Below are 15,768 nucleotides of genomic sequence, written 5' to 3'. Positions count from 1 at the left end.
TGCCGATCTCCTGGGTGATCTGGTAGAGCCGGTGCGAGAGGATCTCGAAGGTGACGGGATCGACGGATAGCTTGGGTTCGGCCATGGAACGCTCCTTGGTTCACGGTCGCGCGACTCACGACGGCCGCGCTCCGCGGATCAGACCTGCACGTGCATCCTGATGTTGCGGTACTCGTCCATCACCGCGGTGTCGCCCGGGCCGACGACGATGGTGGTCACCGGGCTCTCGATGATCGCCGCGCCCCGGATCTCCATCCCCGGCTTGACCCGCTCGAAGTCGTAGATGTCCGCGGGAAGGAAGTCCCGTTCCTGCTCGAAGTAGGCGTCACGCTTCCCCTTGCGGGCGTCGCCGGGGTCCGCGGTGCCCATGGGGTAGCGCTTGATGTTGGGGTGCTGGATCTTGCCCACCGCGCGCAGCCGGAAGGTGATGATCTCCTTGCCCGCCTCCCGGTAACCCGACCCCGGGCCGTAGGACTTCTCGTACAGCTCGTCGAAGGCCTGGTCGAGCCACTGGAAGTCCTCCATGCCCAGCTCGGCGGTCCCCGGTGGCAGCTCGGCGTTGAGCTCGTGGCACTGGAAGCGGTAGCGCATGTCCAGGCTGCGGATGACGGCGATCTCCTCGCCCGCGAACCCCATCTTCTCGAGGTCCAGGCGGGCCTTGTCCAGGAGCCCCGCGAAGGTGGCGTTGACGACCTTGGGGTCCGGCGGATACACCAGCCGCTCCGCCTTGCCGTACTCGAACACCACGTCCGAGGCCAACAGGCCCAGGCCGCCATGGACCGACGACGTCATGGGCACCACCACCTCCCGGATCCCCAACTCGGCGGCGTACCGGCCGCAGTGCACCGGCCCGGCCCCGCCCTCCACGAACAGCACGAAGTTCCGGGGATCGTGGCCGCGCTCCACCGTTGCCCGGCGGATCAGGTCGGCCATCTGCGCGTTGGTAATGCGATAGAGCCCGCTGGCCGCCTCGGTGAGGTTCATACCCAAGGGCTCCGCCACCTTCTCCCGGATCGCCCGCTCCGCCGCCGCCCGGTCCAGCCGCATGCGTCCGCCCAGGAAATAGTCGGGGTTCAGGTACCCCAGCACCAAGTCGACATCCGAGACCGTGGGCTCGGTGCCGCCCAGACCGTAGCTCGCCGGCCCCGGCTTGGCGCCCGCGCCTTGGGGCCCCACCTTCATGAGCCCCTTCTCCTCGTCCACCCAACCGATGCTGCCGCCCCCCGCGCCGATGGACTCCACCCAGATCTTGGTGGCCAGCACGGCGTGGCGCAGGATCACCGGGCTGTAGTTCTTCTCGATGCGCCCGTCCCGCACCAGCCCCACCTTGAAGGTGGTCCCGCCCATGTCGGTGACCAGGATGTTGGGCTCGTCGATCTTGTCGCAGAAGTACTGCCCCCCCACCACCCCTGCCGCCGGCCCGGACTCCACCAGGCCCACACCCCGGCGCACGCACGCGTCGCTGTCGAGCACGCCGCCGTAGGCCTGCATGATGAGCGGAGCGTTGTGCAGCCCCTTGGCCGACAGGGATTCGCGCAGGTTGGACAGGTACGACGAGATGGTGGGACCGATGTACGAATTGAAGATGGTGGTGATGGTGCGTTCGTACTCGCCGAGGTAGGGCGCCACCTCCGAGGAAAGGCTCACGAACAGGTCGGGATGCCGCTTCCTGATCAACTCCTCCAGGGCCCTTTCGTGGCTGTCGTTGGCAATGGACCACAGGAGCGAGACCGCCACCGCGGTCACGCCCTCGGCCACCAGCCGGTCCACCACGGCCGCCGCCTCGTCGAGGTCCAGCTCCACCACCACCGCGCCCTTGTAGTCGACGCGCTCCTTCACCTCCCCTATCAACGTGCGCGGTACCAGAGGGTCCGGCTTGGTCAAGGCGTAGAAATGGGCGGTCTCGGCCTCGGTGAGCCCCTCGGTCATGCGACCGCGCATCATGTAGATGCTGTCGGCGAAGCCCTTTGTGGTTATGAGCCCGGTCTTCGCCCCCGAGCGGGTAAGCAAGGTGTTGTCACCCACCGTGCAGCCATGGAAGAACAGCTTGGCGGTGTGCAGCAGCGCCTCCTCGCCGGTCATGCCCAGGTGCTCCGCGGCGTTGCGTACCGCGTTAAGAACCCCCAGCGCGAAGTTGTCCGGCGTGGACAACGACTTGCCCACCGTCAGCTCGCCGGCCTCGTCCACCACCACGCAGTCGGTGAACGTGCCGCCGATATCTACCCCGAGGTTGTACTCCATATGGTTCTCCATGACGTATGGAACTCTGATTGGTTGTGATGGCGCCCTTCGACTTCGCCTGTCCTGAGCTTGTCGAAGGGCTCAGGACGAACGGGACCTCTGTTGGTGGCAGGCTCGCGCACGGGCCGCCCGCTCACCTCCTGATCGCCGCGTACTCGTCGGGTCTCCGGTCCGTGAAGAAGATCCAGTTCTTGCGCTGGCTCTCCAGCAGGTCGAGGTCCAGGTCCGCCCACACCACGTCTTCCTCGGTGGCGCTGGCGTGCGCGACGATCTCGCCGCGCGGGTTGATGATCAGGCTCTCGCCGAAATAGAACTCCGGCGCCCCGCCCCGGTCCACGCCCACCCGGTTGGGCGCCGCCACGTACATTACGTTCTCCACCGCCCGTGCGCACAGCAGCATCTCCCAGCGCGAGCGCGCCCTCTGGGTGCTGGTCACCGGCACGCACAACAACTCCGCGCCGTTCAGCGCGGCGCACCGGGCCGGTTCCGGAAGGTTGCGGTCATAGCAGATGTTGAGGCCGAGCTTGACGCCCAGGTCGGTCTGCACCACCGGGAAGCCCAGGTCCCCCGGCGCGAAGTAATACTCCTCGCTGCCGCTGGTCCCCACCAGCCGCCCCAGGCCGCTGGGGATCGTGTTCTTGCGGTACTTGGTGAGCCGCTCTCCGTCCCGGCCGAACACCACCGCGCTGTTGTAGTAGTGGTCCCCTTCCCGCTCGAAGAACGGGTAGACCACCGACAGGCCCGCCTCCCGCGCGATGTTCCGGGCCTCCGTCACCGACGGACCGTCCTCGGACTCGGCCAGCCGGAAGAACTCCGGGTCGTTGGTGAACGCGGGGTAGATGGTGCTGGCGACCTCGTGAAAGCAGACCATGTCCGCGCCCGCCTCGGCGGCGCGCCGCGCCAGCCGACGCACCGCGGCGATGTTCTCCCGCCAATCCACGTTCCCGCTGAACTGTGCGACTGCCACCCGCGGCATGGTTACCTCCCCGCCGGAAGGTCCGGCGTCTTCTTGTACCATCCCGCGGCCCGCTCGTAGGCATGGCCGACCCGCAGGACCGTCTCCTCGTCGAAGGGCCTGCCGACGATCTGCATGCCGATGGGCAGGCCCGAAGGGGAAAAGCCGCAGCACACGCTGAGGGCCGGAAGCCCGGTCTGGTTGAACGGGATCGTGCACAGCGTGAACAGGTTGCCGCGGTGGTCCGAGAGCCGGACGTCGCGCCCGTCGATGCGGGCGGAGCCCCGGTCCAGCTCCTCGATGGTGGGGGCGGGAAAGGCCGTGGTGGGGACCACCATCACGTCGACGCGCTCGAAAGCGCCTTCGAACCCTTCGTAGACGAGCCGGCGCACGCGGTGCGAGGTGTTGACCGCGCTGCCGGAAATCAGCAGCGAGCCGATCAGGTTCCTGAGCATCCCAGGGCTGTAGTCCCGCGGCCGGGTGCGCAGGTAGTGGTCGTGGTCCGGCATGTCCTCCACCCGGGCGATGCACGCCTGAACCGCCGGCAGAAGCTCCATGTGCGGGACCTCGACCTCCTCGGTGGCGAGTCCGAGGGAGCCGAGGGAACCGACGGCCTCCGTGAAGACCTGCCGGACCTCGTCGAACATCAGGCCGTCAAAGTAGTCCCGGACAAGTCCCACCTTCAGTCCGCTGACGTCCTTCCCGATGCTGCCGGAATAGTCCGGCACCGGCATGTCGGCGCTGACGGGATCCCGCGGGTCCACACCGGCGATGCAGTTCAGCACCAGGGAACAGTCCTCCACCGTCTTGGCCAGCACGCCGAAGTGATTGATGGCGGCGGGCCCCGTGCCGGGGACCCCGCCGAACATGCTCACTCTGCCGTGGGTGGGCTTCAGGCCGGCAATGCCGCAGAGCCCCGCGGGATTCCGCACCGAGCCGGCGCTGTCGGTGCCGATGGACGCCAAGCCCAAACTAGCCGCAACCGCCGCGGCGGAGCCGCCGCTCGATCCGCCGGTGGCGCGGGTCACGTCCCAGGGATTGCGGCTGGGGCCGTAGAAGACGTTGTTGGTGTGGCTCGACTTGGCCCACTCGTGCATGTGGGTCTTGCCGAGGACCACCGCGCCGGCGGCCCTGAGCCGGGTCACCACCGTGGCGTCGTAATCGGGCTTCCAGTCGGAAAGCGTCTTCGACCCCGCGGTGGTGCGAACGCCCTGGATGGCGATGTTGTCCTTGATGGAAACCGGGACTCCATGCAGCGGGCCGCGGTAGTGGCCGTTCTGGATCTCCTTGGCCGCGGCGCCGGCATCGGCGAGCGCCTGCTCCTTCGTCAGCGTGACGTAGGCGTTCAGGACAGGGTTCAGCCGTTCGATCCGCTCGAACACGAGATTCGTGAGGTCGACCGGAGATACCTCCCCGCTCTCGATCCGCCCGGCCAAGCGCGAAATCGTCAGTGCTTCCAGGTCCCGCTCTTCCATCTTACCGCGCCTTCGTCTCCCGACCGTCCTTCACACCGGATACAAACGCTGGCCCGACTTCCTGGGATCGTCCATTCGCCCTGTATAGGGCAGACGTGGTCGCGCACGCAAGACCGTTCCTCCGGACCGCACACGGCGTCGTACGGCGTATTTGACCTCGGAAAAATGCCGGTGTTATTGTCCGGGGCCGGAAGCGGGCCGGTTTGCCCTGAATCCCATTCAGAGGAGGTGACGAGCGAATGCCGGACAAAGACGACAGCGGCGGTTACATCCTGAAAATTGCCTCCCATTCGCCGTCCCATCCCTGGTGGCGCATCACCGACGAGTTGGCCGAAGGCTTGAACGGCTATCGCGAAGAGCCGGGACTGATCTCGAGCGTCGGCGTCTTCACGGGCCGGTTCGGGCTCGGGTCCCTGGAGAATCCCAAGACCGTGGGTGCGGGGCTGGCGGACGTGGGCATCACCAACCCGCCGGTGAACGCGAGGATGGCCACCGAGGGGAAGGGGTTGTTCCAGGCCAGCGTCGGCGAGTTGAGAGCCATCGCGCGGTTCCCCGAACCCGACTACATCTTCTGGCTCGTGGCGGAAGAGCTCGGCATCCACTCCATGGAGGAGATCGCGGCGCGCAAGCCGGCCATGACCCTGGTGTCGGGGCGGGTTGGGCCGACGGGCCCGGACACGCTGACGTGGACCGTGGAGCAGGTGATGAAGTGGTACGGCTTCAGCTACGACGACGTCAATTCCTGGGGAGGCCAAGTGCTGTTCCCCGGGCCCGCCGTCGTCGGCGTGCCCATGGTCAAGCGCGGCGAGGGAAACGCGGTGTTCCAGGAGGGCGTCCACGACGAGTCCTGGGAGGAGTTGGCCGAGGCAAGGCCCATGCGCGCGCTGCCCCTGGACCCGCGGGCCGTTGCGCACATGCAACAGACCTACGGCTACGACCCGGCCATCATCCCCGCGGGTCGCCTCAAGGGGATTGACCGCGACCTTCTGACCTTGAGCTTCGGCGGCTGGCTGCTGTTCTGCCGCGCCGATCTGCCCGACGAGGTCGCCTATCTTCTGGCACGGACGAGCATGGAGCGCAGGGACCGCATAGCCGCCCCGTACAAGGACCTGCCGCCCCATTTGAGGGACATCGAAGTCCCCATCACGCCACAACATCTGTGCACCGGGTGCGTCGTGCCGCTGCACCCCGGGGCCGAACGCTACTACAAGGAGTTCGGCTGCCTGTGATTCAGTGAAAGGAGTCGCCCATGGAACGTGTGGATCTTCTGATTACCAACGGAAACGTCGTCTTCCGTGAAGGGACCCGTCCCGCGAACCTGGCCATCAGCGACGGGAAGGTCGCGGCCATCCTCCAACCGGGACTCGAGATCGACGCGGCCCGCGTCATTGATGCCGCCGGGAAGCACGTGCTGCCGGGACTCGTGGACCCCGAGGGCCATCCGGGCCACTCGTTCCCTCTCGACATCGACTTCGAGACCGAATCCCCGGCCGCGGCCGCCGCGGGCGTCACCACCTGGGGCATCCAGGACCCGAGCCCACGGATGGGGAAGAAGCCGTTCGTACAGGACACGAGACCGGAGGACGTGGTTTCGTTTCACGATGTCATGGACATCGCCATCAAGACCGGCGAGGAGAACTGCATCACGGATTTCTACTTCACGCCGCAGCTCGAGACGGACCAGCAAGCCGAGGAGATCGTCGAGTACGCGGAGAAGTACGGCGTTACGTCGTACAAGTTCTATTGCCACGCCAAGCATCCACACATCGCCGCCAAGCTCTGGTACGTCTACCGCTCGGGTCTGGCCACGGGCTTCGACGACGGGGTGGTGTACAAGACCCTGGAAAGCGTCGCCAAGATCGGGCCGCCGGGGATCGTCTCCTTCCACCCGGAGAACTTCGAGATCGTCCGGGTCTTTTCCCAGCGTCTGATGGACGCGGGGCGCATGGACATGGAGGCATGGACGGACCGTTCGCCCGACTTCGTCGAGGCCCATCACATCCGCCAGTACGCCTACCTGGCCAAGATCGCGAAGTGCCCCATGTATGTCCAGCACACGACCACCGGCGAGTCGTTGCTGGCCATCCGCCAAGCAAAGGAAGAGGGCGTCGAGATCTATGCCCAGAGCAACCCCGTGTATCTCTGCCTGCCCGCGGGCACGTGGAAGATCAACGTGCCGCTCAGGTACCCGGAGACCATGGAACTGCTGTGGGAAGCCTGCAGGAACGGAGAGATCGACTCCCTGGGGTCGGACCACGTGGTCTCGCACGGAACCCGCGCGGAGATGGAAGTGCCGGGCGACGTGTGGAAGACCACCAGCGGGTTCCCGTCGCGGGTGGAGATGATGCTGCCGCTGATGCTCGACGAAGGGATCAACAAGGGGAGGATCACGCTGCAACGGCTGGTGGAGATGATGTGCGAGGCGCCCGCCAGGATTTTCGGGCTCTACCCGCGCAAGGGCTCCCTGCAGGTCGGTTCCGACGGCGACGTGGTGATCGTCGACCTGAAGCGCAAGGTCACCGTCACCAACGATCTGGTCCACAGCCGTCCGGGATGGACGATTCTCGAAGGACGCGAGATGACCGGTTGGCCCGTCATGACGATCCTGCGGGGCGAAGTGTTGACGGAATGGCCCGAGGGAGAGCCCAAGTCCCGGATCGTTGCCACCGGCAAGGGCCGCTACATCCCGCGCACGCCGGGCAACCGGTTCCTCTACTGAACACGGAGCGAACGCGCATGCCGGTAAACGATCTGCGTGACTGGATCGACCGTATCGACGGCCTGGGCCAACTCCGCCGCGTGGACGGGGCCGATTGCGAAGAGGGCATCGGCGGCCTCACCGACCTCTACATGGAGAAGGTGGGACGCCCGGCGCTGCTCTTCGACCGCATACCAAGTTACCCGCCGGGCTTTCGCGTGCTGTCCAACGTGACCACGGCGCCCGAGCGCGTGGCCGTGACCCTGGGCATCCCGCGGGACCTGTCGCTTCGGGAGATGGTGGAGCACTGCCGCCGGTTTCACGGCGCCCTGCCCGGCATCGAGCCGCGGGTGGTGGACACCGGCCCGCTGCTGGAGAACGTCGCCACCGGGACGGACGTCGACATGCTCCGCTTCCCTACCCCCACCTGGCACGAGGACGACGGCGGGCGCTATCTGGGAACGGGGTGCGCGGTGATCATGAAGGACCCGGATTCGGACTGGGTCAACGTGGGCTGCTACCGGGTGGCCGTCCACGACCGGAACACCCTGGGGATCATGATCACCGGGGGCAAGCAGGGGCGGCTCATAATGGAGAAGTACTGGAGCCGGGACGAACCCTGCCCGGTGGCCGTCTCCTTCGGGCACGATCCCTTGATCTACTTGATGGCCGGATTGCACGCGGCCTCCGGGGTCTGCGAATACGACGTGGCCGGCGGAATCCGGGGAGAGCCCGTGGACGTCGTCCGGGGCGCGGTCACGAACCTTCCCCTTCCGGCGACCGCCGAGATCGCCGTCGAAGGCCACATACCCCCGGGGCGTCTCGAGCTCGAAGGCCCCTTCGGAGAGTGGACCGGCTACTACGCCGGGGGCCGCGAGAAACAGCCGGTCATCGAGGTGGCGTCGCTGATGTACCGGAACGACCCCATCATCCTAGGCACCGTGCCGCGCAGGCCGCCCAGCGAGGACACCTACATCTCCAGCTTTCTCAGCAGCTCGGCCATCTGGGAACAGATGGAAGCGGCGGGCGTGCCCGGCATCAAGGGGGTGTGGAACCACGAGGGCTGCGGCAGCCAGATGTTCATCACCATCGCCATCACCCAGTTGTACCAGGGCCACTCGAAACAGGCCGCCATGGCCGCCGCCGGCTCCTACGCGGGCTCCTATCTCAACAAGATGATCGTCATCGTCGACGACGACATCGACCCCACCGACGCCGACGCCGTTCTGTGGGCCATGTGCACGCGCGTGGACCCGGACACCGACCTCGACGTCATGCGCAATTGCTGGAGCAGCCCTCTGGACCCCATGGCCTACCCCGCCGACCGCCGAAACCTCAACAAAAGGATGCTCATCGACGCCTGCCGCCCCTGGAACCAACGGGGCACGTTCCCCAAGGTGGCGGAGGCCAGCCCCGCACTGAAGGAGCGCATCCGCAGGCGCTGGCCCGAGCTTTGCGACATCTGAAGCGGTCCTGGTAGGCGAACATTTCGTTGAGCACGGCCGCAACGTTCCGCGCGGCCTTGTCGCTGAGCGGCCGACTACCACTCCCACTCCGTGGTCTCCCACTTGGTGGGTGGTAGCGAGTCTTCGTCGAGAAGGGCGTCATCACGTCGCTCACCCATTCGGCGAAAAGCCTCCTCCCAGTTCGTCCGGGGCTTGGCGGCCGCACGAATGACCAGATGATCCTCCCGAACCTCCAGGTCGACCTCGTCCTGGAGCCCGCATGCCTCCAAAATTGCCTTGGGGATTCGCACACCGCGAGAATTGCCGATCCGAATCAGCGCTGTCTTCATCAGGGGTCCCGTTTCAGGAAACTGGCTACACTGTAATTTCACCGTACCTGAGGACCCGTCAACCCTGGAGAGCAACTTGTCGTGTACTTGCCAAACATCACCGCGTGGGATTCTACGTTGCAGGTGCGTAGGATTGTACGGTGAGCATGCGTGTGATTGTACGTTACAGGTGCGTGCGATTGTACGGTGCGGGGTGGTGATACCACCCCTGGTTGACCACCGCCCGCACGGGCTGTACGGTGCCCACAGAGCGAGGCAACATGGCTGACGACTATCGTGTAATCGGCACTTCGGTGGTGCGCCCGGACGGGGCCGAGATGATCTCCGGGCAAGCCGTCTACGGCCCGGACGTGACCCAGCCGGGGATGCTGTGGGGCAAGATCCTGCGCAGCCCGCTGCCTCACGCCAGAATCCGGTCCATCGACGTGGAGAAGGCCCGGGCGCTCCCCGGCGTGACGGTGATCACGGCCGCCGACGTGCCCGACCGGCGCTACGGCTACGCCATCGAGGACGAGCAAATCTTCGCCGTCGAGAAGGCCCGCTACGCGGGCGAGCCCGTGGCCGCGGCCGCGGCGCCCGACGAGGAGCGGGCGCTGGAGGCGCTCTCCCTCATCGACGTGGACTACGAGGAGTTGCCGGCGGCGTTCACCGCCGAGGAGGCGGCGCGCGACGGCGCGCCCCTGGTCCACGAGGAGCTGGGGCCGGCCCGCTCGGTGTACCTGGCGTCGTGGAACCCCGTTCACGGGACCAACATCATCCACCGGGCCTCCCACCATCGCGGCGACGTGGACGCGGCGCTGGCGCGGGCGGACTACGTGTTCGAGGACACCTTCCATGCCAGCCAGATCCATCACTGCTACATGGAGCCCCACGCCTCGCTGGCCTCCGTCCGCGGCAACGAGGTGACGGTGTGGACCTGCAGCCAGGAGGTGTTCCAACTCCGGACCCTGCTGGCCGGGCTGTTCGGCATTCCCGAAAGCCGCATGCGGGTCATCTGCACCAAGGTGGGCGGCGGCTTCGGCGGCAAGATCGAGCCGCGCCTGGAACCCGTGGCTGTGGCGCTGTCGATGCACAGCCGCAGGCCCGTGAAGATGGTGATGACCCGGGCCGAGGAGTTCACCGCCGCGGCCGGCTCCACCCCGGCCACGGTGACGGTCAAGACCGGCGTCATGAAGGACGGCACGCTGGTGGCCCGGGACGTCGACTTTCTCTGGGACACGGGGGCGCACGCCGAGGGTTTGCCCCCCAGCAACCGGGCCATGAAGGACGGCAACGGCCCCTACCGGGTTCACGACCTCCGGATCTCGTCCACCCTGGTCTACACCAACAAGATGCGCGGCACCCAGTTGCGCGGTCTGGGCGTGCCCGAGGGCGCCTGGGCCATCGAGTCGCAGATGGACATGATCGCCGAACGCCTGGGCATGGACCCGCTGGAGCTGCGGCTCAGGAACATCCTCAAGGAAGGCGACATCAACTCCATCGACGACGTGGTGCAGAGCATCGGGCTCCAGGAGTGCCTCGAAAGCGTCGCGAAAGAGATCGGCTGGGGCGAGCCCAAGCCCGCCAACGTGGGCCGCGGCCTCGCGGTCATCGCCAAGTCGCCCACCACCCATTCCAGCATCTCCGCCGCCTACGTCCAGTTCAACGAGGACGGCAGCGCACAGGTGCTGGTGGGAGCTTCCGAGATCGGGCAAGGCATGTCGGTGGTGATGTGCCAGATCGCCGCCGAGGTGCTGGGGCTCCCGATGGAGGCGGTGGGCATTTCCAGCGCCGACACCGCTACCACCCCCTATGACCGCGGCACCTTCTCCAGCCGGGTGACCTTCTACACCGGCATGGCGGTGAAGCTCGCCGCCGAGGACGCGCGCAACCAGCTCCTGGAGGTGGCTTCACGGATGGTGGAGATCCCGCAAGGCGATCTCGCGGTGGCGGAGCAGCGGGTCGTGTCATCCGCCCATCCGGAGCTCTCGCTGACGTTCCGGGACGTGTTGGAACGGGCCCACACGAGCGAGCGGCCGATCCTGGGGCGGGGCACCTACGGCGGCAAGGGAGACTACCCGACGCTGCCGCACAAGACCCAACGGAAGGAGTACGTGCCGGGTTGGAAATACGCCGCCCAGGCCGTGGAGGCCGAGATCGACGAGGAGACGGGCATCGTCCGGGTCCGGCGCATCGCCTCCGCTCACGACGTGGGCAAGAGCCTGAACCCCATAAGCGTCGACGGCCAGATCGTCGGCGGGGTGGTCATGGGACTGGGTTACGCCCTGCACGAACGGCTCGTGTTCGAACAGGGCCGGATCGTCAACCCCTCGTTCATGGACTACAAGATCCCGTCCAGCCAGGAGATCCCGGAGATCAAGCCCATCGCCGTGGAAGTGCCGCTGCCCGAGGGGCCGTTCGGCGCCAAGGGGATCGGCGAGCTGGCCATCGTGGGCATCGCCCCCGCCATCGGCAATGCCATCTACCAAGCCCTGGGAGTCAGGCTGAAAGACCTGCCGCTCTTCCCCGAGCGGGTGCTGGACGCGGTGGAGAGCCAACGGAAGGACACCGGACTGTGAAAGGCCGATCATGGAATGCAGGCTGATCCGGCCCGCCGACCTCGACGAAGCGCTGGCGGCGCGGGAAGAATACACGGACGACGCGCTCCCCATCGCCGGCGGACAGTCGCTGCTGGTGATGATGCGGAACCGGCTGGTGAGACCCGGGGCGCTGATCGACCTCGAACCCATCGAGGCGCTGCACGGCGTCGAGGTGAGTTCCGCGGGCATCTCCATCGGTGCCATGAACACGTGCCGGCAGTTGATCGCCTCGCCGGTCCTGGGCGAGGAAGTCGGCGTGCTGCCGGCGGCGGCGCGGCAGGTCAGCTCCACGGCCGTGCGCAACCTCGGCACCATCGGCGGCAACGTGTGCCACAACGAACCCGGCGCCGACCTCCCTCCGGCGCTGCTGGCGCTGAACGCCCGCGCCGTGCTGAGGCGGCGCGGGGACGTCCGCGAACTCCCCCTGGCCGAGTTCTTCGCGGGCTACTTCGAGACCGCGCTGGAGCCGGACGAGATCCTGTGCCGCATCGACATCGAGCATCCGCCCGAGGGAGCCTCCGGAGTGTACCTGAAGCACGCCATCAGCCCCGAGGACCTGGCCATGGTGGGAGTCGCCGCAGTGGTCGTGCCGGACGGGAGAAACACCGGCGGCGTAACCGAAGCGCGGATCGGCATCGGGGGCGCGGCCCCGGTCCCGCTCCGGGCCGTGAAGGCCGAAGCCGTCCTCAAGGGCGCGGTGCTGGACACGGAAACGGCCCGGGCCGCGGGCGAAATGGCCGCCGCCGAGGTGGACCCTCCCGGCGATCCGCACGCCAGCGCCGACTACCGCCGGAAGATGGTGTCCGTTTTCGTGCGCCGGGCGCTGCTTCAGGCGGCAAAGCAGATCGAGGAGAACCGCCATGGCGCTGCTTGATCTCAAGGTCAACGGCGAGGAGGTCCGGGTGGAAGCGCCGGACACGGCGCTCCTGCTGGACGTGCTGCGCGAACGGCTGTTCCTCACCGGCGCCAAGCGCGGATGCGAGACCAGCCACTGCGGCTGCTGCACCGTGCGGATGGACGGCATGGCCGTCCACAGTTGCGTCGTGCTGGCCGCCCGTTGCGCCGGCAAGGAAATCGCCACCGTCGAAGGGTGCGGCCACGGCATGGATCTCGACCGGCTCCAGCGTCTGTTCCTCGAGCACGGCGCCGTGCAGTGCGGCTACTGCGGCCCGGGAATGCTCATGGCCGCCCACGCCTTGCTGGAACGCAATCCCCAGCCGACGCTCGAAGAAGTGAAGAAGGGGTTGGACGGCAATCTCTGCCGCTGCACGGGCTACACGCCCATCTTCGACGCCATCCTGGCCTACGCGCGCGGTGAGTAGCACGCAGACCACCATCCCCACGTCCGCCGGGGTCGCCGTCGCCGGCGTCATGCTGGCGGTCTTCCTCTTCGCCATCGACGCCACCATCGTGAGCAGCGCCATGCCCACGGTGGTGTCCCAGCTCGGCGACATCGACCTCTACAGTTGGGTCTTTTCCGTCTACATGCTCACGTCGGCGCTGGCGACGCCCATCTTCGGCAAGCTCTCGGACCTCTACAGCCGGCGCACCCTGATATTGCTGGCCATCGCCACCTTCGTGCTGGGGTCGGTGGCCTGCGGCGCGGCCCAGACCATGACGCAGCTCATCGTCTTCCGCGCCGTGCAAGGCATGGGCGGCGGCGCGGTGTACGCGCTCGCGTTCATCATCGTGGGAGTAGTCTTCCCCGTGGAGCAGCGCGCGCGGATGCAGGGCCTGATCGCCAGCGTGTGGGGCGTCGCCTCGGTGCTCGGCCCGGCCGGCGGCGGGTTCATCGCCGAGTACTGGGACTGGCGCTGGATTTTCTGGATCAACCTGCCCCTCGGAGTCACGGCCGCCGGGCTCATCATCGCGGGGTTCCGGGAGCAACGCGCCGACGGGGCACGCCGGTCACTGGATCTGGCGGGCGCCGCGATCCTCTTGTCAGCGCTGATGCTGCTCTTCTACGGCCTTCTGGTGGCAGCCAACCAACTGGACCTGGTCACCGCAGAATCCGTCTCGGTGGTGGTAGGCGTCGCGGTGCTGTTTGCGCTCTTCATCGTCATCGAAGGCAAGGCCAGGGACCCGCTCCTACCCATGGCCTTGTTCCGCTTGCCCGGGTACAGCCGGCCCACTTACCTGAGCCTGCTCGCGGCCATGGGCATCTTCGGGGTCATCGGGTTCCTGCCTCTGTACGTCCAGGGTGCCCTGGGTGGCAGCGCCACGCTGGCCGGGTTGACCCTCCTGCCCTTGAGCGTGGGATGGACAGTGGGAAGCCTTACCTCCGGTCGCGTCACCCCCGTCTGGGGGTACCGCAGGGTCTGCGCAACGGGCATGACCCTGATGGTGTCCGGCTACATCCCGTTCATGCTGCTGGAAGAAGCCGGCGGCATGACCGTGATGCTCGTCGCGACATTCGCGTCCGGCACCGGCATGGGCATGACCAACGTCACGGCACTGGTCGCCGCCCAGAGTGCGGTGCCGTTCCAGAACCTGGGCGTCGCCACCTCCACGCTCATGCTGTTCCGCACCATCGGCGGCGCCCTCATCATCAGCATCATGGGCAGCATCCTCCTCCAACGCATGAACGCCGCCTTCACGGTCATCGCCGCGGACCTGAAAGCATCGGTCTCGGAGTCCGTGCTTCAAAAGCTCCTGAACCCGCAGAACCTCCTCGACCCCGCCACCCGCGCGCTGATCCCCGCCGACCTCATGCCCGCCCTCATCGGCGCCCTGGTGAATGCGCTGTGGTGGGCTTTCCTGGTGGGGCTAGGCGCGGCGGCGGCGGGCCTGGCGCTGAGCTGCTTTCTGCAAGGTAAGAGTTCGACATAAGATGATCCGCGTAATCCTCATGCGAATCAATGCCAGACTGGATGATGAGCGGCAACTCGGGCATCTCGTGAACACGAACCAAGCCACGTTGACCTGTCTGGCGCTCTTGACTATGCTGCACACAGCCTGAAGACCGTACCGACAACCCGCCCTGGAGGAACCCGTGACCACCACGCCCGACTTCATCGAAGAGACTCTCGACATCGCCGGCACATCCGTGCAGGTGCGGCGGGGCGGCTCCGGAGAGCCGTTGCTGATCCTCCACAGCGAACTGGGTGTGCCGGACTGGCTTCGAGCGCACGAGCTTCTGGCCGAGCGTTACTCCGTGTACATCCCTTCCCTGCCCGGTTTCGGCGCCTCCTCATTTCCCGACTGGTTGATGACGGTGCGGGACCTGTCCGCGTGGGTCAACTGGTTCGTCCGGGAAAGCGGCCTCGCGACCCCGCTCAACGTCATCGGATTCTCCATGGGGGGCTGGATCGCGGCCGAAATGGCCACTGTAAACAGCGCCATCTTCTCGAAGATGGTCCTCGTGGGAGCGGCGGGCGTCAAGCCGCGCGAGGGCGAGATCTGGGACTATTTCCTCAACTCCGGGAAGGAAGCGTTCCAGCAGGCGTTCCACGACCACGAGTCGGAAGCGTACCTGAAGTACTACGGCAAGAACTGGGACCCGGACGAGGCCGAGCAGGTGGAGACCAACCGGGAGGCGGCCATCCGCTACCTGTGGCGGCCTTACATGCACAGCGTCACATTGCCGGACCTCCTCCCGGGCGTCGCCACCCCGACGCTCCTGGTGTGGGGCAGGCAGGACGGCATCGTCCCCATCAGCAGTTGCGAGCGCTACCAGGAATGCATACCCGGCGCCCAAGCCTCGGTCATCGAGGACTGCGGGCACATGCCCGAGATGGAGAAGCCGGAGGAGTTCGCCAAGGTCGTTCTGGATTTTCTCGGGGGGTGAGGCCGCCGGCCCCGAGCCGAAAGATTTCTGGCAACCAGCCGTCCGGCGTTGCGATTTCCCCTCCCAACAAGTGAGGGGAACAGGGAGAAGGCACGATGTTCATAGGCCACTTTACCGAAGAGCCTTGGCAGAAAGAGGACTGGCCCGTGGAATGGGGGTCGGGCGTCATGGCGGTGAGCAACCGCGAATACGACCCGGTCCGCGCCGCCAACCTCTACCATCGCTACATCGACGAGAA

12 protein-coding genes are annotated in these 15,768 nt (G+C 66.7%); 8 read left to right on the top strand and 4 right to left on the bottom strand.

Annotated features, from left to right (window positions below):
• Positions 1–138: 138 nt before the first annotated feature.
• From OXU42_19030 to OXU42_19020, 3 genes are all read right to left on the bottom strand, one after another.
• Complete coding sequence (locus OXU42_19030) at positions 139–2,241, bottom strand: hydantoinase/oxoprolinase family protein (protein MDE0031480.1); 2,103 nt, start codon at positions 2,239–2,241, stop codon at positions 139–141.
• A gap of 133 nt (positions 2,242–2,374) precedes the next feature.
• Entirely contained in the window at positions 2,375–3,217 is an 843-nt protein-coding gene (locus OXU42_19025; GenBank protein ID MDE0031479.1) for an acyltransferase, read from the bottom strand.
• A gap of 2 nt (positions 3,218–3,219) precedes the next feature.
• Complete coding sequence (locus OXU42_19020; GenBank protein MDE0031478.1) at positions 3,220–4,671, bottom strand: amidase; 1,452 nt, start codon at positions 4,669–4,671, stop codon at positions 3,220–3,222.
• Between the two features lie 239 nt (positions 4,672–4,910).
• Between OXU42_19020 and OXU42_19015 the strand changes: the two genes are divergently transcribed.
• Genes OXU42_19015 through OXU42_19005 form a run of 3 tightly spaced genes read left to right on the top strand, consistent with a single transcriptional unit; the run spans position 4,911 to position 8,835 of the window.
• Positions 4,911–5,900: a hypothetical protein gene (locus OXU42_19015; protein MDE0031477.1), complete on the top strand. Its 990-nt coding sequence runs from the start codon at positions 4,911–4,913 to the stop codon at positions 5,898–5,900.
• A 20-nt stretch (positions 5,901–5,920) separates the two neighbouring features.
• The gene (locus OXU42_19010) at positions 5,921–7,390 is read left to right on the top strand and encodes an amidohydrolase family protein (protein ID MDE0031476.1); all 1,470 of its coding nucleotides are present in this window, start codon (positions 5,921–5,923) and stop codon (positions 7,388–7,390) included.
• Between the two features lie 17 nt (positions 7,391–7,407).
• Complete coding sequence (locus tag OXU42_19005; GenBank protein ID MDE0031475.1) at positions 7,408–8,835, top strand: UbiD family decarboxylase; 1,428 nt, start codon at positions 7,408–7,410, stop codon at positions 8,833–8,835.
• Positions 8,836–8,909: 74 nt separating this feature from the next.
• On the opposite strand, the gene OXU42_19000 is transcribed toward OXU42_19005, so the two are convergent.
• Entirely contained in the window at positions 8,910–9,164 is a 255-nt protein-coding gene (locus OXU42_19000; GenBank protein ID MDE0031474.1) for an AbrB/MazE/SpoVT family DNA-binding domain-containing protein, read from the bottom strand.
• Between the two features lie 260 nt (positions 9,165–9,424).
• Between OXU42_19000 and OXU42_18995 the strand changes: the two genes are divergently transcribed.
• The 5 genes from OXU42_18995 (at position 9,425) to OXU42_18975 (ending at position 15,530) form a co-directional block, all read left to right on the top strand.
• On the top strand, positions 9,425–11,722 hold the full coding sequence (locus OXU42_18995) for a xanthine dehydrogenase family protein molybdopterin-binding subunit (protein ID MDE0031473.1): 2,298 nt from the start codon (positions 9,425–9,427) through the stop codon (positions 11,720–11,722).
• Between the two features lie 10 nt (positions 11,723–11,732).
• On the top strand, positions 11,733–12,617 hold the full coding sequence (locus tag OXU42_18990) for a xanthine dehydrogenase family protein subunit M (GenBank protein MDE0031472.1): 885 nt from the start codon (positions 11,733–11,735) through the stop codon (positions 12,615–12,617).
• A complete protein-coding gene (locus OXU42_18985) occupies positions 12,604–13,065 on the top strand; it encodes a (2Fe-2S)-binding protein (GenBank protein ID MDE0031471.1) in 462 nt (153 codons plus the stop codon). Before OXU42_18990 ends, OXU42_18985 begins: the two co-directional genes overlap by 14 nt.
• Complete coding sequence (locus tag OXU42_18980; protein MDE0031470.1) at positions 13,058–14,572, top strand: MDR family MFS transporter; 1,515 nt, start codon at positions 13,058–13,060, stop codon at positions 14,570–14,572. Before OXU42_18985 ends, OXU42_18980 begins: the two co-directional genes overlap by 8 nt.
• A gap of 163 nt (positions 14,573–14,735) precedes the next feature.
• Positions 14,736–15,530 carry an alpha/beta hydrolase gene (locus tag OXU42_18975; GenBank protein MDE0031469.1) on the top strand — a complete coding sequence of 265 codons (795 nt, stop codon included), beginning with the start codon at positions 14,736–14,738 and terminating at the stop codon, positions 15,528–15,530.
• The last annotated feature ends 238 nt before the right edge of the window (positions 15,531–15,768 follow it).

This window comes from Deltaproteobacteria bacterium, from assembly GCA_028818775.1.
In the GTDB taxonomy this organism is placed as follows: domain Bacteria; phylum Desulfobacterota; class Binatia; order UBA9968; family JAJDTQ01; genus JAJDTQ01.
This window is presented reverse-complemented; position numbering and strand designations above follow the sequence as displayed.